15 protein-coding genes and 1 pseudogene are annotated in these 16,860 nt (G+C 70.1%); 6 read left to right on the top strand and 10 right to left on the bottom strand.

The genetic code is table 11. The features are described 5' to 3' along the window. Window positions 1–37: 37 nt before the first annotated feature. The 6 genes from AU194_RS08155 to AU194_RS08130 all read left to right on the top strand — a co-directional run bounded on the left by AU194_RS08155 (window position 38) and on the right by AU194_RS08130 (window position 5,244). Window positions 38–1,438 (top strand): aldehyde dehydrogenase family protein, encoded by a 1,401-nt coding sequence (locus tag AU194_RS08155; protein ID WP_059088728.1) that lies wholly within the window; start codon window positions 38–40, stop codon window positions 1,436–1,438. A 72-nt stretch (window positions 1,439–1,510) separates the two neighbouring features. Continuing rightward, window positions 1,511–2,377, top strand: a complete 867-nt coding sequence (locus AU194_RS08150) for an SDR family oxidoreductase (RefSeq protein WP_059088727.1) — start codon at window positions 1,511–1,513, stop codon at window positions 2,375–2,377. 6 nt (window positions 2,378–2,383) lie between these two features. Further along, window positions 2,384–3,349, top strand: coding sequence for an NADPH:quinone oxidoreductase family protein (locus tag AU194_RS08145; protein ID WP_059088726.1), 966 nt, complete (start codon window positions 2,384–2,386; stop codon window positions 3,347–3,349). Beyond that, window positions 3,346–4,044, top strand: a complete 699-nt coding sequence (locus AU194_RS08140; RefSeq protein WP_059088725.1) for a haloacid dehalogenase type II — start codon at window positions 3,346–3,348, stop codon at window positions 4,042–4,044. The genes AU194_RS08145 and AU194_RS08140 overlap by 4 nt, the downstream gene beginning before the upstream one ends. Window positions 4,045–4,078: 34 nt before the next feature. Next, the gene (locus AU194_RS08135; RefSeq protein ID WP_231743229.1) at window positions 4,079–4,762 is read left to right on the top strand and encodes a methyltransferase domain-containing protein; all 684 of its coding nucleotides are present in this window, start codon (window positions 4,079–4,081) and stop codon (window positions 4,760–4,762) included. Beyond that, complete coding sequence (locus tag AU194_RS08130) at window positions 4,759–5,244, top strand: DUF456 domain-containing protein (protein ID WP_059088723.1); 486 nt, start codon at window positions 4,759–4,761, stop codon at window positions 5,242–5,244. Before AU194_RS08135 ends, AU194_RS08130 begins: the two co-directional genes overlap by 4 nt. Before the next feature lie 54 nt (window positions 5,245–5,298). On the opposite strand, the pseudogene AU194_RS08125 reads toward AU194_RS08130, so the two are convergent. From AU194_RS08125 to AU194_RS08080, 10 genes and pseudogenes are all read right to left on the bottom strand, one after another. Further along, window positions 5,299–6,133 (bottom strand): annotated as a pseudogene (locus tag AU194_RS08125) (hypothetical protein). Between the two features lie 99 nt (window positions 6,134–6,232). Next, the gene (locus tag AU194_RS08120) at window positions 6,233–7,033 is read right to left on the bottom strand and encodes a tyrosine-protein phosphatase (RefSeq protein ID WP_059088722.1); all 801 of its coding nucleotides are present in this window, start codon (window positions 7,031–7,033) and stop codon (window positions 6,233–6,235) included. Beyond that, complete coding sequence (locus tag AU194_RS08115) at window positions 7,033–8,247, bottom strand: acyl-CoA dehydrogenase family protein (protein ID WP_197417553.1); 1,215 nt, start codon at window positions 8,245–8,247, stop codon at window positions 7,033–7,035. Before AU194_RS08115 ends, AU194_RS08120 begins: the two co-directional genes overlap by 1 nt. A 272-nt stretch (window positions 8,248–8,519) precedes the next feature. Further along, complete coding sequence (locus tag AU194_RS08110) at window positions 8,520–9,665, bottom strand: acyl-CoA dehydrogenase family protein (protein WP_059088720.1); 1,146 nt, start codon at window positions 9,663–9,665, stop codon at window positions 8,520–8,522. 89 nt (window positions 9,666–9,754) lie between these two features. Beyond that, entirely contained in the window at window positions 9,755–10,621 is an 867-nt protein-coding gene (locus AU194_RS08105; RefSeq protein ID WP_059088719.1) for a DMT family transporter, read from the bottom strand. A gap of 3 nt (window positions 10,622–10,624) precedes the next feature. Further along, window positions 10,625–12,046, bottom strand: coding sequence for a Re/Si-specific NAD(P)(+) transhydrogenase subunit beta (gene pntB / locus AU194_RS08100; protein ID WP_059088718.1), 1,422 nt, complete (start codon window positions 12,044–12,046; stop codon window positions 10,625–10,627). Window position 12,047: 1 nt separating this feature from the next. Continuing rightward, window positions 12,048–13,577, bottom strand: coding sequence for a Re/Si-specific NAD(P)(+) transhydrogenase subunit alpha (locus AU194_RS08095; RefSeq protein ID WP_059088717.1), 1,530 nt, complete (start codon window positions 13,575–13,577; stop codon window positions 12,048–12,050). A 42-nt stretch (window positions 13,578–13,619) separates the two neighbouring features. Continuing rightward, window positions 13,620–14,945: a glycosyltransferase family 2 protein gene (locus AU194_RS08090; protein ID WP_059088716.1), complete on the bottom strand. Its 1,326-nt coding sequence runs from the start codon at window positions 14,943–14,945 to the stop codon at window positions 13,620–13,622. Then, window positions 14,942–15,922, bottom strand: coding sequence for a glycosyltransferase family 4 protein (locus AU194_RS08085; RefSeq protein ID WP_059088715.1), 981 nt, complete (start codon window positions 15,920–15,922; stop codon window positions 14,942–14,944). The genes AU194_RS08090 and AU194_RS08085 overlap by 4 nt, the downstream gene beginning before the upstream one ends. Further along, entirely contained in the window at window positions 15,919–16,860 is a 942-nt protein-coding gene (locus tag AU194_RS08080) for a WcbI family polysaccharide biosynthesis putative acetyltransferase (RefSeq protein WP_059088714.1), read from the bottom strand. The genes AU194_RS08085 and AU194_RS08080 overlap by 4 nt, the downstream gene beginning before the upstream one ends.

Below are 16,860 nucleotides of genomic sequence, written 5' to 3'. Positions count from 1 at the left end.
TTAGGATCGGGTCATTCTCGGTCAGGAAGGACCAGCCATGACCACCCAGGCCACCCCGTCCGCCCAGCTCACCAGCGACATCCCCGCGACCGTCGAGCGGCTGCGCCGCACCTTCGCCACGGGCCGCACCCGCGACATCGAATGGCGTCGCCGCCAACTCCGCGCCCTGGAGCGGTTGATGGTGGAGAACGAGGATGCGATCGCCGCCGCCCTCGAGCAGGATCTCGGCCGCAAACCGTTCGAGGCATGGCTGGCCGACATCGCCAGCGTCGCCGGTGAGGCCAAGGACGCCGCCAAGAACGTGCGCAAGTGGACGCGGCGGCGCTACCGGATGCTCGAGATGTCGCAGCTGCCCGGCCTCGGCTGGGTCGAGTACGAACCGTTCGGCACGGTGCTGATCATCGGCGCGTGGAACTTCCCGTTCGCGTTGACGCTCGGGCCCGCCGTCGGCGCGATCGCCGCGGGCAACACCGTCCTGCTCAAACCGTCGGAAGTGGCTCCCGCGTCGTCGGCGCTGATGGCCGAGCTGGTGCCGCGCTACCTCGACAACGAGGCCGTCGCCGTGATCGAGGGCGACGGCGCGGTCAGTCAGGAGCTGATCGCCCAGGGCTTCGACTACCTGCTCTACACCGGCGGCACGGAGATCGGCCGCAAGGTCTACGAGGGTGCGGCCCCGCACCTGACGCCGGTCACCCTCGAGCTCGGCGGCAAGAGTCCGGTGATCGTCACCGCCGACGCCGACATCGACGTCGCGGCCAAGCGCATCGCCTGGACCAAGCTGATCAACTCCGGTCAGATCTGCATCGCCCCGGATTACGTGCTGGCCGACGCGAAGATCAAGGACGCACTGGTCGACAAGATCAAGGCCGCGGTCACCACGTTCGAATCACAGAACCCCGACGGCAAGCGGATCGTCAACGAGCGGCACTTCGACCGCCTGACCACCGCGCTGGCCGCCACCAAGGGCGACGTGGTGATCGGCGGCGGGTCCGACGCGTCCAAGATCAGCATCCAGCCGACCGTCGTCGTGGACCCGGACCCGGCCGAACCGCTGATGACCGACGAGATCTTCGGCCCCATCCTGCCGATCGTCACCGTCAAATCCCTCGACGAGGCAATCACTTTCGTCAACTCCCGGCCGAAACCGTTGGCGGCCTACCTGTTCACGAAGACCAAGGCGATCCGCGAGCGGGTGGTCAAGGACGTGTCGGCCGGCGGCATGGTGGTCAACCACCTGCTGTTCCACTTCGCCACGCACAAGCTGCCGTTCGGCGGGGTCGGCCCGTCCGGGATGGGCGCCTACCACGGCCGCTTCGGTTTCGAGACGTTCAGCCACAAGAAGACCGTGATGACCAAGCCCACCCGACCCGACGTCGGCGCGTTCATCTACCCCCCGTATACAGAGAAGGCTTGGAAGCTCGCCCGTCGTCTCTTTTAGCGATTTCGGTGTAGTTCGTTGCGCTGGCCGCAACCAACTACACCGAAATCACAGGAACTAGAAAGGAATCCCATGCCAGGAGTGCAGGATCGCGTCATCGTCGTCACCGGCGCCGGTGGAGGTCTCGGCCGCGAGTACGCGCTGACGTTGGCCCGTGAGGGCGCGAGCGTGGTGGTCAACGACCTCGGTGGTGCGCGCGACGGCACCGGTGCGGGTTCGGCGATGGCCGATCAGGTGGTCGCCGAGATCAAGGAGGCCGGCGGCCGTGCCGTGGCCAACTACGACTCCGTCGCCGAACCCGAAGGCGCCGAGAACATCATCAAGACCGCGGTCGACGAGTTCGGCAAGGTCGACGGTGTGGTGAGCAACGCCGGCATCCTGCGCGACGGCACCTTCCACAAGATGACGTTCGAGAACTGGGACGCCGTGCTCAAGGTGCACCTGTACGGCGGCTACAACGTCATCCGCGCCGCATGGCCGCACTTCCGTGAGCAGAGCTTCGGCCGTGTCGTGGTCGCCACCTCGACCAGTGGGCTGTTCGGCAACTTCGGTCAGGCCAACTACGGCGCCGCGAAGCTCGGCCTCGTCGGGCTGATCAACACGCTGGCCCAGGAAGGCGCGAAGTACAACATCAAGACCAACGCGATCGCGCCGATCGCCGCGACCCGGATGACCCAGGACATCCTGCCGCCCGAGGTCTTCGAGAAGCTGACGCCCGAGTACGTCGCGCCGATCGTCGCGCACCTGATGACGGAGGAACTCACCGACACCGACTCGATCTTCATCGTCGGCGGCGGTAAGGTGCAGCGCACCGCGCTGTTCCAGAACGACGGCGTCACGTTCAGCGACGGTGTGCCGACGCTCGACGACGTCGCCGCGAAGTGGGGCGAGATCACCGACCTGTCGGCGGCGCAGCAGGCCAGCTTCAAGCTCGGCTGACGCCGGATGAAAGCGCTTCTGGCGCAGGAACTGTCCGGTCCGTCTGGCCTGGTCTACACCGACGTCGACGATCCCGCCCCCGGTGCGGCGGTGATCATCGACGTCGGTGCGGCCGGTGTCAACTTCCCGGACCTGCTGTTGCTGCGCGGCGAGTACCAGTTGCGGCTCGAGCCGCCGTTCATCCCGGGGATGGAGGTGGCCGGTGTCGTGCGATCGGCGCCCGACAGCTCCGGTTTCACTGCGGGGCAACGTGTTTCGGCGTTCACGCTGATGGGCGGGTTCGCCGAACGCGTCGCGGCGCTGCCCGACAGCGTGATCCCCACCCCCGACGGGGTCGATGACGCCTCGGCGGCGGCGCTGCTGGGCAACTACTACACGATGCAGTTCGCGCTGGCCCGCCGCGGCGGCCTGGTGGCGGGCGAGACCGTGCTGGTGCTCGGCGCGGCGGGTGGCATCGGCACGGCCTCGATCCAGCTCGCGAAGGCACAGGGCGCGAAAGTGATCGCGATGGTGCACCGCAGTGGTGCCGAGGATTTCGTCTCCGGTCTCGGCGCCGACGTGGTGCTGCCGCTGGCCGATGGCTGGAAACAGGCGGTGCTGGACGCCACCGAGGGCTGCGGCGTGGACATCGTCGTCGACCCGATCGGCGGCCCGGCCTTCGACGACGCCGTCCGTGTGCTGGCACCCGAGGGCCGACTGCTGGTGATCGGATTCGCTTCCGGCGGAGGCATTCCCACCGTGAAGGTGAACCGACTGCTGCTGCGCAACGTCAGCGTCGTCGGGGTGGGCTGGGGTGAGTTCGTCCGGCGGAACCCGCGCGCACAGACCGCCGTCGGTGCGGAACTGGCCGGTCTGGTCGAGGCGGGGCTTCGTCCGCCGCCGCCGGTGCGGTATCCGCTCGCCGACGGGCAGGCGGCGCTGCAGGCGTTGGCGGATCGGGAGATCAAGGGGAAGCTGGTCCTGGAACCGTGATTCGCGCGTTGGCGTTCGACGTCTTCGGGACCGTGGTGGACTGGCGCTCGAGTGTCATAGCGCAACTCGAGGACTTCGGGCGCACGCACGGGCTGTCCGCCGACTGGGCCGCGTTCGCCGACAACTGGCGCGCAGGTTACGTCCCGTCGATGGACCGGGTCCGCAACGGTGAGCTGCCGTGGACGAAACTCGACGACCTGCACCGGATGACACTGGTGAAATTGCTTGACGCCGAGGGTATCTCGGTACCCGACGACGCGGTCGACGAGCTCAACAGGGCGTGGCACCGGCTGGATCCGTGGCCGGACAGCGTCGCGGGGCTGACCCGCCTCAAACGCCGGTACGTCCTCACCCCGCTGTCGAACGGCAACGTCTCGCTGCTGACCAATATGGCGAAGCGGGCGGGGCTGCCGTGGGACGCGGTCATCTCGGCGGAGCTCTTCCGCCGCTACAAGCCCGACGCCGAGGTGTACCGCGGCTGCGCCGATCTGCTCGGTGTGGCGCCCGGCGATCTGATGCTGGTGGCGGCCCACCCGTCGGATCTGCGGGCCGCGCGCGATGCCGGGCTGCGGACCGGGTACGTGCCGCGGCCGCTGGAGCGCGGGCCCGGCCGTCCGCTGCCGGAGATCCGCGATGGGGAGTTCGACGTGGTCGCCGAGGACTTCGGCGACCTCGCCGACCGACTCGGTGCGTAGCGTTGACGGTGTGAACGATGCGTTGCAGCGGGCGATGCGCCTGCTCACCGACCCACCCGCGGACCCCGTCGTCAGCAAGGGCTACCTCGACCTGCTGACCGAGACGGGTGACCGCAACACCGGCACCATCCAGGCGATGTGGGCCTCGCGGCTCGGGTCGCTGGTCTACGACAACTCGCAGAACGTCATCCGGCGGGTGGCTGCGGCGTGGCAGTTGCCCCTGGAGTGGCTCAGCGTGCCGGTCGGCGGGGTGGCGCTCGACGTCGGCTGCGGGCCGGGCAACGTGACCGCGGCACTGGGCCGGGCCGCCGGGCCGGGTGGGCTGGCCCTCGGTGTGGACATCTCCGAGCCGATGCTGACCCGCGCCGTGCGGGCGGAGGCGGGCCCGAACGTCGGGTTCATCCGGGCCGACGCGCAACGGCTGCCACTGCAGGACGAATCCGTCGACGCCGTCGTCTCGGTGGCGATGCTGCAGCTGATCCCCGACCCGACGGTCGCGCTGGCCGAGATGGTGCGGGTGTTGCGGCCCGGTCGGCGGATGGCGGTCATGGTGCCGACCGCGGGGCCGCTCGCGCGGCTGATCAACGTGCTGCCCAACGCCGGTGCGCACGTGTTCGACGACGACGAGCTGGGCGACACGCTCGAGAAATTCGGCCTGGCGGGCGTGCGGACGAAGACCATGGGCACCGTCCAGTGGGTGCGTGGTCGGAAAGGATGAGCACCGGGGGTGTCCTGCTCGTCGCACTGGCGATCGCGGTCGGGATCGTCGGCATCCTGGTGCCGCTGCTGCCCGGCACGCTGCTGGTGTTCGGGGCGATCGCGGTGTGGGCGTTCGTCGAGCAGACCGTGACCGCCTGGGTGACGCTCGGTGTGGTCACCGCGATCCTCGGGGCGGCGCTGCTGGTCAAGTATCTGTGGCCGATGCGGCGAATGCGCGCGGCCGACGTCCGTACCGCCAGCCTGGTGGCCGGCGCGGTGCTGGGCGTGGTCGGGTTCTTCGTCATCCCGGTGCTGGGGTTGGTGATCGGGTTCGTCGGCGGGGTGTACGTGGCCGAACTCGGGGTGCGCCGCGATCAGCGGGTGGCGTGGGCGTCGACGGTGCACGCGGTCAAGGGGGTCGCGTTGTCGGTGGGGGTGGAGTTGGCCGGTGCGCTGCTCGCGACGGTGGCGTGGGGGATCGGGGTGTACCTGACGGCGTGACGGTCCGCGTTCGTGACGCTGTGGCGGGAATCCGGCCTGAAAATCGCCCTGGCGTCACGAACGCGCCGCGAACGCCGTCTGGAGTCGACGGATGATGCCGCCTTCGGTATCGGCGGACGTCACCCGCACGACGATCCAGCCCTCCGCGAGCAGGGCCTCGATACGCCGGATGTCCTTACGGAACACCACCGGGTTGGTGCGGTGGTGGCCGCCGTCGTACTCGGCGGCGATCTTGCGGTCCCGCCACCCGTGGTCGACCTCGCCGATGAGCACCCCGTACTGGTCGTAGACCGGTACCTGCGACTCAGGCCGTGGAAATCCTGCGCGGACGATCAGCAGCCGTAGCCACGTCTCCTTGGGGGACTCCGCTCCGGGATCCACCAGGTCGATGGCGCTGCGGGCTCGCTTGATCCCCTTCCATCCCGCGTAGCGGTGCAGTGCCGCGCAGGTCTTCCACCCTGAGCCGGGTCGCCCGGGCGAGGGCGTCGATCGCCGGAACGGATTCGTCGACGGGATGGTGGCGGGCCAGGTCGATCGCCGTACGGAGCGGTGTTGTGACCCGCATGCCGTCGATCAGGCAGATCTCGTCGGCCTCGACGACGTCTGCCCATACCGTCAGGCCCGGCTCCCGGCGGCGGTTGCCGTCGATCACCGTTGCCGGCCGCGAGCCGTCGACCCAGCGCGCGCCGTGTCGGGCCGATGCACTGAAGCCGGCGAGGACGCCATGACCCCGCGACCGGAGCCAACAGGCACGCGCGCGGAGCGCGGCCGTCATCTCGAGGTCTTTGGCGACGTAGACGTCCCGGTGTACCGCGACGAATCGCGTACGCAACGCGTGCCGGGTCATGCCTGCGGCGAGTGCGGTGCTGCCGCGGAACGGGCCGTTCATGCGGTGGAGTGTCTCGAAGGGCACCGACACCGCCGCGTTCGTGACGCTGTGGCGGAAAAGCGGCTCGAAAACCACCGTACGGTTAAGAACGCGAAAAGCTCAGCCGCGCAGGGTCGTCCGCAGCCGCGCCAGCTCGTCGGCGCTCACACCGGCCGCGGTCAGGTACCCGTCGACCGAGCCGTACCCGTCGGCGATCATCCGGAAGGCCGCGTCGAGGTAGTCCTCCCGCACTCCCAGCACCGACTCCGTCAACCGGGCTTCCGCCAACTCCATGATCTCCGGGTTATCGGCTGCCCGCGCCCGCATCGTCGCCAGGATGCTCTCCCGCAACTGCGGTACGGCGTGGTTGCTGCGCAGATAGTCCGCCATGACCGCGTCGCGCTCCACGCCCGCGGCCGTGAGCACCACCGCGACCGTGAACCCTGTCCGGTCCTTGCCCGCGAAGCAGTGCGCCAGCACCCGTCGGCCGGACCCCAGCAGGGTCACCACCTCGCGCACCGCGCGCTGCGCCAACGGAGCGGTCGCGATGCGGCCGTACTCCTCGGTCATGTACCGGGCGGCCGCCGCGCCGACGGACTCGTCGTCGGGCTTGTCGGTCATCATCCGCTGGAAGGCGTGCTCGTGCGGCGCCTCCCCGTCGGAGGCCGCGGTCTCGATGAACGGCAGGTGGTGGACGTCGACGCCGGCGGGTACCAGCCCGGGCCCGTGCCGCTCCAGTTCGCGCAGCGTCCGCAGGTCGGCGACGTCGGTGACCCCGTAACCGGTCAGCGCCGCCCGGCCGTCGTCGTCGAGCCGGGACAGCTCACTGGCTCGGAAGAACACCCCGGGGGCGACGCCGGTCTGTTCGGCGACGTCGCGGAAGTTCCAGGCCCCGGACAGCTCGCTGCCGGCAGACGGCACTAGCGGGTCACCGCCGCGGCGAAGGGCGACTTCTCCCGGCCCAGCTCCGCCCGCGCGATCGTGCGCATGTGCACCTCGTCCGGCCCGTCGAACAACCGCATCGCCCGGTGCCAGGCGTAGAGCCGCGCCAGCGGGAAGTCGTCGGACACCCCGGCGCCACCGTGCACCTGGATGGCCCGGTCGATGACGTCGCACGCCACCTGCGGTGCGACGGACTTGATCTGCGAGACCAGCACGTGGGCGGCCTTGTTGCCCTGCTGGTCGATGGTCCACGCCGCCTTGTGGCACAGCAGCCGCGCCTGGTCGATCTCGTTGCGGGACTTGGCAATCGATTCACGCACCACGCCCTGCTCGGCGAGCGGCTTGCCGAACGCGACGCGCTTCTGCACGCGGTCGACCATCAGCGCCAGCGCCCGCTCGGCCGCACCGAGCGCCCGCATGCAGTGGTGGATGCGCCCCGGCCCGAGGCGGGCTTGGGCGATCGCGAACCCGGAGCCCTCTTCGTGGAGCAGGTTCTCGACGGGCACCCGCACGTTGTCGAACACGATTTCGCAGTGGCCGTGCTGGTCCTGCCAGCCGAACACCGGCAGCGAGCGCTGGATGTCGACGCCCGGGGTGTCGGCGGGCACCAGGATCATCGACTGCTGCTGATGGCTCGCGGCGTCGGGATTGGTGCGGCCCATGACGATCAGGATCTTGCAGCGCGGATCGGCGGCGCCGGTGATCCACCACTTGCGGCCGTTGATCACGTAGTCGGATCCGTCGCGCAGCATCGTCGTCTCGATGTTGCGGGCATCGGAGGAGGCGACGGCCGGTTCGGTCATCGCGAACGCGCTGCGGATCTCACCGTTGAGCAGCGGGTCGAGCCACTGCTCGCGCTGCTCCTCGTTCGCGAAGAGATGCAGGGTCTCCATGTTGCCGGTGTCGGGGGCAGCGCAGTTGATCACCTCGGGGGCGATCTCCATGCTCCAGCCGGACAGCTCGGCGAGTTCGGCGTATTCGAGGTTCGACAGCCCCGACACCGACGGCAGGAACAGGTTCCACAACCCGCGTTCCTTGGCCAGCTTCTTGAGGTCCTCGACGACCGGCGGGACGGTGTGGTCCTTCGGCCCGGCCTCCTCGCGGTAGCGGTGGTAGTCCGCTTCGGCGGGGAAGACGTACTCGGTCATGAAATCGGTGAGCCGCTGGTGGTAGTCCTGCGCCTTTGCCGACATCGCGAAGTCCATGACCGTCACGATATGACACGTGTCGAGGCCCCCGGCGGGCATACCCTCATCGGCGATGACCCACCAAGACCTGCGCCGCGCGACCGACGCCGACGTCCCCGCGATCGAGCGCATCGTCGACGCCCCAACGCGCGCCGATGTCGCATGACTACCGGGCGCTCCCGGACAGCGCGCGGGTGTGCAGGGCGGCTACGACCGCGAAGTCCGGCCCGCGAACGTGAAGCTGTACGCGAGAAATCGCCGAGAACTCGCGAACGAGCTCACGTTCGGCCGCTGAGCGACCGCGAGATGACCAGGCGCTGAATCTGATTCGTGCCCTCGAAGATCTGGGTGATCTTCGCCTCGCGCATGTACCTCTCGACGCGGAAGTCGCGCGTGTAGCCGACGCCGCCGAGCACCTGCACCGCGTCGGTGGTCACCTTCATCGCCGCATCGGTCGCGACGAGTTTCGCGACGCTGGCCTGCGTCGAGTACGGCAGGCCCAGATCGCGGCGGCGTGCGGCGTCCAGGTAGGTGGCGCGGGCGCTGACGACGGCGGCCGCCATATCGGCGAGCAGGAACCCCAACCCCTGGTGGTCGACGATCTTGCGACCGAACGTCGTCCGCTCGTTGGCGTAGCGCGTGGCCTCGTCGAGCGCGGCCTGCGCCAGTCCGACGGCCACCGCCGCGATGCCCAGCCGTCCGGAATCCAAAGCGGAGAACGCGATCTGCAGACCCTGCCCCTCGGCGCCGATCCGCCGGTCGGCGGCCACCGGCGCGCTGTCGTAGTGCGCCGTCGTCGTCGGCACGGCGTGCAGGCCCATCTTCTCCTCCGGCTTCCCGAAGGAGAGCCCCTGCTGGTCACCGGGAATGAGGAAACACGAGATGCCGCGCGACCCTTCGCCGGTGCGCGCGAACAGCGTGTAGAAGTCGGCCCGCCCGCCGTGGGTGATCCACGACTTCTCGCCGGTGATCACGTAGCCGTCGTCGGAAGGCTTTGCCGCACAACGTAATGCGGCGGCATCCGAGCCGGCCTGCGGTTCGGACAGGCTGTACGCGCCGATCTGCGAACCGGACAGCATGCCGGGCAGCCAGCGCTGTTTCTGCTCGTCGGTGCCGAACACCAGCAGCGGATGCGACGACAGACTGTGCACGCTGACCGCCACCGCGACCGCCGCCCACCGGGCCGCGATCTCCTCGAGCACCTGCAGGTACACCTCGTACGGCTGACCGCCGCCGCCCCACTCCTCGGGCTGCGGCAGGCTCAGCAGACCGGCCGCGCCGAGCTGCGCGAAGACACCCTCGGGATAGGTCTCGGCCTTCTCGTGCGCGTCGACGATCGGGTCGAGCACATGAGCGGCGATGTCACGGGTCAGCGCGATGAGCTCGCGCGCTTCATCGGAGGGCAGCAGACGATCGACCGGCATACTTGGACATCCTAGTTTTTCCGCGACCAGACACAAAAGCGTGTACTCCAGCCCGAAATCGCACGCATCTGTGTCTGCTCGCGCACAAGCTAGGGTGGGGGCTCCCCGGTCGGCGCGCTGATCAGCAGCGCGGCCATCACCAGCGCGATCCCGACGACCTCGGCCACGGTGGGCGACTGGTGCAGCACGACCGCGCCGACGACGGCGGCCGTCGCAGGCAGCAGCGCCAGCAGCAGCGCGAAGCGGGCCCGGCTGATCGCGGTGAGCACGATCTGATCGAGCCCGTACGGCACTGCGGTGGACAGCACGCCCACCCCGAGCCCGAGCAGCCACGTTCGGGGTTCGCCGAATACCGATGCGTCGTCGAGCAGCTGACCGGTCAACAGGGGCAGCGCCAGCACCACTGCGGCCACCGCCATCCCGACGGCGAGCGAGTCCAGACCCGTGCCGGCGTCGGCGACGCGCTTGCTGAGCAGGATGTAGCCGGCCCACCATGCGGCGGCCACCAGCGCGAACACGATGCCCAGCGGGTCCACCCCTAGCTGGATCCCGGCCAACAGTGCGACGCCGCCGCCGACCATCACGACCGCGAGAATGTCCCGCGGCCGCCGGGACCCGAGCGTCGCGACCGCGATCGGCCCGAGGAATTCGATCGCGACGGCGGTGCCGAGTGGGATGCGGGCGATCGCCTCGAAGAACGAGACGTTCATCGCGACCGTCACGATGCCGAACCCGCCCGCGATCGCTGCACCCCGTCGCGTCCACGTCAGCCGCCACGGCCGTCGCCACGCGATGAGCACCAGCGCCGCCGCGGCCGCCCGCAGCCAGGCGACCGCGGCCGGGGTGGTCGTCTCGAACAGGAACACCCCGACCGCGGCCCCGAGGTACTGCGAGATCGCGCCGACGACGAAGAACATCGGCACCGACCACGCAGGCACCCGGGACCGGGTCGCCATGGACTACAGGGCGGCGAGGATGTCGTTGACGCGGTCGCGGGCGTCGCCGAAGAGCATCTGGGTGTTGTCGCGGAAGAACAGCGGGTTCTGCACGCCGGCGTATCCGGAGGCCATGGAGCGTTTGAACACCACGACGTTGTCGGCGTTCCACACCGTGAGCACGGGCATGCCGGCGATCGGGCTGCCGGGGTCTTCGGATGCGGCGGGGTTGACGGTGTCGTTGGCGCCGATGACCAGGACGACGGCGGTGTCGTCGAAGTCGTCGTTGATCTCGTCCATCTCCAGCACGATGTCGTAGGGGACCTTGGCCTCGGCCAGCAGCACGTTCATGTGCCCGGGCAACCGGCCGGCCACGGGGTGGATCCCGAAGCGCACGTTCACCCCGCGCTCGCGCAGTTTGCGGGTCAGATCGGCCACCCCGTACTGAGCCTGGGCCACGGCCATGCCGTATCCGGGGGTGATGACCACCGAATCGGCCCCGGCCAGCAGTTCGGCGACCCCTTCGGCGGTGATCTCGCGGTGTTCGCCGTAATCCTTGTCCTCGGCCGGGCCGGCCTCGATCCCGAACCCGCCGGCGATCACCGAGATGAACGACCGGTTCATCGCCTTGCACATGATGTAGGACAGGTAGGCACCCGAGGACCCGACCAGCGCGCCGGTGATGATCAGCAGGTCGTTGGACAGCAGGAAGCCGGATGCGGCGGCGGCCCAGCCGGAGTAGCTGTTGAGCATCGACACCACCACGGGCATGTCGCCGCCGCCGATGGAGGCCACCAGATGCCAGCCCAGCAGCAGCGCCAGCACCGTGACGACCACGAGCAGCCACAGTTGCGGGTCGATGACGAACCACACGGTGAACACCACGAACAGCACCAGCGCGCCGACGTTGAGGATGTTCTTGCCGGGCAGCATCAACGGCGCGGATTTGATCCGCGCGGACAGTTTCAGGTTGGCCACGATCGACCCGGTGAAGGTGACCGCGCCGATGAACACTCCGACGAACACCTCGGCCGAGTGGATCCCGAGCATCCCCTCAGAAGCGAGGTGGGCGGCCTCGGCACCGTCGGGTTGGGCCTCGACGTGCAGGTAGCCGTTCCAGCCGACCAGCACCGCGGCCAAGCCGACAAAGGAATGCAGCAGTGCGATCAGCTCGGGCATGCCGGTCATCTCGACCACCCGCGCGCGCCACAGCCCGATCGCCGCGCCGACGGCCATCGCCGCGACCAGCAGGCCCAGGCCCAGGGTTTCGATGTCGCGGTCCAAGGCCAGCGCGACGGTGGCGATCAGCGCGACCGCCATCCCGGCGATGCCGAAGGTGTTGCCCGCCCTGGAGGTTTCGTGTTTGGACAGCCCGGCCAACGCCAGGATGAACAACAGCGCGGCGACGACGTAGGCCGACGTGGCGACCGTTTCGATAGACAGCACGTCAGCTCCTCGAGAACATCGCGAGCATGCGGCGGGTGACCGCGAACCCGCCGAAGACATTGATGGAGGCCAGCAGGATCGCCACCGTGGCCAGGGCGGTGATCGCGGTGTCGTGGTGGCCGATCTGCAACAGCGCGCCGACGACGATGATCCCCGAGATCGCGTTCGTCACCGACATCAGCGGGGTGTGCAACGCGTGGTGCACATGCCCGATCACGTAGTAGCCGATCACGATCGCCAACGCGAACACCGTCAGATGCACCTGCAACGCCGCCGGCGAGATCGCGATCAACACGAACAACACCGCCGCCGCACCGAACGCCAACCCCAACCGGCGCCCGGCCGTCATCGGCTGTTTGGCCGGTTTGGCCTCGACCGGGGCGGCGGGCGTGGCAGCCGAGGCGGGCGCTGCGGAGACCTGTACCGGGGGTGGGGGCCAGGTGATCTCGCCGTCGCGGACCACGGTCACCGACCGCTGGACCACGTCGTCCCAGTCCAGGGTGAGCTGGCCGTCCTTCTCCGGGGTGAGCAGTTTGAGCAGGTTGACCAGGTTGGTGCCGTACAGCTGGGAGGCCTGCGCCGGCAGCCGCCCCGCCAGATCGGTGTAGCCGATGATCGTCACCCCGTTGTCGGTGACGACCGCCTGATCCTTGACCGTGCCCTCGACGTTGCCGCCGTTGGCCGCGGCCATGTCGACGATCACGCTGCCCGGCTTCATCGATGCCACCATGTCGGCGGTGATGATGCGCGGCGCGGGCCGCCCGGGGATCAGCGCCGTGGTGATGATGATGTCGACGTCCTTGCACTGCTCGGCGTACAGCGCCGCCTCACGGACCTTGTAGTCCTCGCCCATCTCCTTGGCGTAACCGGTCGCCGACACTTCGGCCGCCGCCGGATCCACCGCCAGGTACTCCCCGCCCAGCGATGCGACCTGATCGGCCACCTCCGGACGCGGATCGGTGGCCCGCACGATCGCGCCGAGGCTGCCCGCCGCCCCGATCGCCGCCAACCCCGCGACACCGGCGCCCACCACCAGCACCTTGGCCGGCGGCACCTTGCCCGCAGCGGTCACCTGACCGGTGAAGAACCGGCCGAACGTGTGTGCGGCCTCGACGACCGCGCGGTACCCGGCGATGTTGGCCATCGACGACAGCACGTCGAGGGACTGGGCGCGGGAGATGCGGGGGACCGCGTCCATCGCCAGGACGGTGATCCGGCGGGACGACAGCTTCTCGAGCAGTTCGGGGTTCAGCCCCGGGGAGATGAGGCTGATCAGGGTCGCCCCGTCGCGCAGCGAGGCGATCTCGAGGTCGGTCGGGGCGTTGACCTTGAGCACCACATCGGCCGACCAGGGGTTGCCGATCTCGGCGCCCGCCTCGACGTAGGCGGCGTCGGCGAAACTCGACGCGGCGCCCGCGCCGGATTCGACGACGACCGAGTAGCCGAGCTTGATGATCTGCCCGACCGTCTGCGGAGTGGCGGCGACGCGCGTCTCACCGGGCTGGGATTCGCGGGGGATCGCGATTTGCATCGCGATAGTTTGCCATCTGTCCGGAGCGGGGTCGTGGCCCCCCTACCAGGACAGGTCCGGCTCCTCCGGACCGCAGCGCAGTCCGATCGCGTCGGCGTCGAGGGTGACGGTTCGGCTCACCCGCTCCGCGTCGGCGGGATCGGAGAAGCGGACTGTGCCGGTGGTCCACCGGCGTACCCGGTTGACTGCCCAGGTCGCCCGGCACGTGACTGCGACACCCGGCGCGCTGGATGTAACGGCGCCGACCCCATCGCCGGAGCAGATGCGCAGCAGTGATGCGACGCCGGCCCGGGCCATGTCGACCCGTCCGCGAGTGGTGACGAGGAACCGGCTGCGCCGCAGGACGTCGGGCGGCACCGGTCCGGTGCGGAGGCGGCCGTCGTCGGCGCCGATGGTCCGCAACAGGGTGTCGGCGTCGTCGCCGTGCACCCAGATCCCGGCGTCCTCGCCGAGGAAGGCGCCGATCGTGGTGGCGAGGGAACTCGCGGTGTGATCGGCGCTGTCGACGGCGACCGCGACGTCGGGCAGTGCGTAGCGCAGCCCGAGACGGCGGGCGTCGGGGTCGGTGATGCGCCGCGACAGGGCCAGCGCCTCGGCGTTCTTGACCGTGGCCCGGTCGGCGACGTCGCGGCTTCCCCAGTCGGGTCCGTGGTGCCAGGCGACGGCGTCGCGGGCGTGGTGCAGCACGGCACCGCCTGCGACGGCGCGGTGGGCGAACTCCCAGTCCTCCCCGCCGTAGCCGACGAATGACTCGTCGAACCCGCCGAGGTCGGTGAACAGGTCCGCGCTGCAGCACATCACCGAGCTGATGACGTAACGGTAGGAGCGGTGGTCGAGGTGGAGCAGATCGGCGGTGGCGGCATAGGCGTCGGTGAGCCAGCGCGGGTCGGGCAGTGGTCGCGGCGGGTCGGCGTCCAGGTCGGCGTAGCGGCGCCGGCCCACCACGAGCGCGTCGGGCAGTTGGGCAGGGAGCCGGGTGACGGCGCGCAGGTATCCGGGTTCGGGGACGGTGTCGGCGTCGAGGAAACACAGCACCGCGGCGTCGGTGGCCGCGGCGCCGAGGTTGCGGACCGCCGCGGCGCGGAACCCGAGGTCGTCCTGGCGGACGGTGGTGACGTCGAGACCGGACCGGGGCAGCACCGGCGGGTGGGCGGACCCGTCGTCGGCGACGACCACCTGCACCAGGCCGGCGGGGTAGGTCTGGCCGGCGAGCGCGGCGAGCGTGCGGTCCAGTTCGCGCTGCTGGTTGTAGTACGGGATGACGACGCCGACGGTGACGTCGGGAGCGGTACGGCCCGCCAGCAGGTCCCACCGGTTGGCGGGTACGGTGACGCGGCCGTCGCTCAGCGGTATCGCCGATTCCGTCATGCGTGCCACCGGGCCAGCACCTCGGCGTACTCGCGCGCCGCGGCGGCGCGCGACGGGTGGCACACCGTGCCGGGCGGCAGCCAGGTGGAGGCCGGGTCCGCGAGCGCGCGCAGCAGCGCCTCGCGCAGACCGTCGGGGGTGTCCGGGTACAGCAGGACGGCGTCGGGGTTCCGGTGCTGCATCTCGCGGCTGTACCGGTTCGCCGGTGCGAGGGGACGGCGTCCGGCGGCGAGCCATGAGTTGAGCGAGCCCGACGCCGACACGTGGCGGTGCGGCGCCACCGGCACGGTGACGGCGCGCAGTGCGCCGCGGACCTCGGCGTCGGGGAGGTGCCCGGTGACGCGGAACCGCCTGCCCGTGCGGGCGCCCTCGCGGGTCAGGTCGTCGACGAGGTCGGCGTGCCCGGCCGCCGGCGCCCCGAGCGCGAGGACCTCGACATCCGGGGCGGCACCGGCCAGCGCCGCGATCACCTCGGCGTGCCCCTTGCCGGGATAGAGGAAGCCGAAGATACCCACGGTCGGCGGTCCCTGCGGGCGCGGTCGCGCACCGCAGGCGTCGACGTCGACCGGCAGCGGGATCACCGCGACGCGGCGAGCCCGCACCCCGGCCTCGTCGAGCAGCGCGAGCTCGTGCTCGCTGCTGACGACGACACCGTCGACGAGGGCCGCCACCTCGGCGTACGCGGCGCGGCGCCGGTCGTGGTTGCCGCCGTCGGACGGTTGCGGCAGATCGTGCAGGGTCACGGTGGCGCGTCCGCCGCGGGCCCGGACGTCGTGCACCAGGGTGCGCACCGCCGCGGTCGCCTGTTCGGGGCTGCTGCCGAAGAGACGGTCGGTGAACTGCACGTGTACACCGCCGTCGTGGGGCGGACCCTCACGAGAGACGTTGCCCTGCAGGGAATCTGCGAGTTCCAGCCCGAACCGGGTGACGCCGTGTTCACGGGGGCCGACGACCAGATGCGTGACGGGCCTGCTCATGCCGCCAGCCCCAGCAGGTCCAGCGTGGCGGCATGCCGCTCGACGGCGAGCCCGATGTAGTCGGGGTGGGCGTCGTACCAGCGACGCTGGATGGCGTGCACATCGTCCGGCGCCCAGGTTCTTTGTGGCTCTTCCCAATTCGTGCGCGGTTCGGCAGCGATGCCCAGCGCCGCGAGCACCCGGCCCTCGAGCGGTGCGCGGATGGAGCCGAGCAGTGTGCGCGCCGGTGGGTCGACGGAAAGTGTGACGTTTTCATGACGCAGGATCCGGTCTGCCAGCTCTGCCAGCACCCCGTTGCCGGGGTGGTTGATGGTGTGCGCGGCGTCCGCGCCGTACCGGGCGAACACGTCGGACACCCCGACGTCGGTGTGCGCGCGCTCCCGCCGGGCGAGCTCGGCACTGCTGGCCTCGGCGACCGCACGCAGCTGCGCCGCCGGCACCTCGACGTCCCACGCGGCGTCGATGGGCAGACCGTCGCGGGCGGCCACGATGGTGCGCAGATCGTGGTAGGGCACCGGGGGAGGGGTGACCGACCGATCGGCAGGGTGGCGGACGATGACCTGGAACGGGTACAGGCCCGCGTAGCGAATCACCGGCCACCGCAACACTTTTGCGCTCTTGGGGAGTCGTTCGGCCAACTGTGCGGTGCCCAGCGGCAGTCCGCGGTAGTCGTCGCGGATCGGTTGGCAGAGCAGTACCGCGGTCTCGCCGAGCAGCGCGTCGAGGTGGCGGAGATCCGCGCGCTCCAGCTCGTGCACCGGTGGAATGCGGGCGGTCCGGTACGGCCGCTGCGGTACCGCGTCGAGCAGCACGCGCAGCGCTTCGGCCTGACAGTTGCCGACCACCAGCCACAGCGGTTGCGCCGTCGCCGGCTCGCACCCGGGCGGGCGGTAGAAGGCGCGGTAGTGCCACACCCGTCCGGCGTCGTGCTCGCTCAC

It is taken from the genome of Mycobacterium sp. GA-2829 (assembly GCF_001499965.1).
Classification (GTDB): Bacteria; Actinomycetota; Actinomycetes; order Mycobacteriales; family Mycobacteriaceae; genus Mycobacterium.
This window is presented reverse-complemented; position numbering and strand designations above follow the sequence as displayed.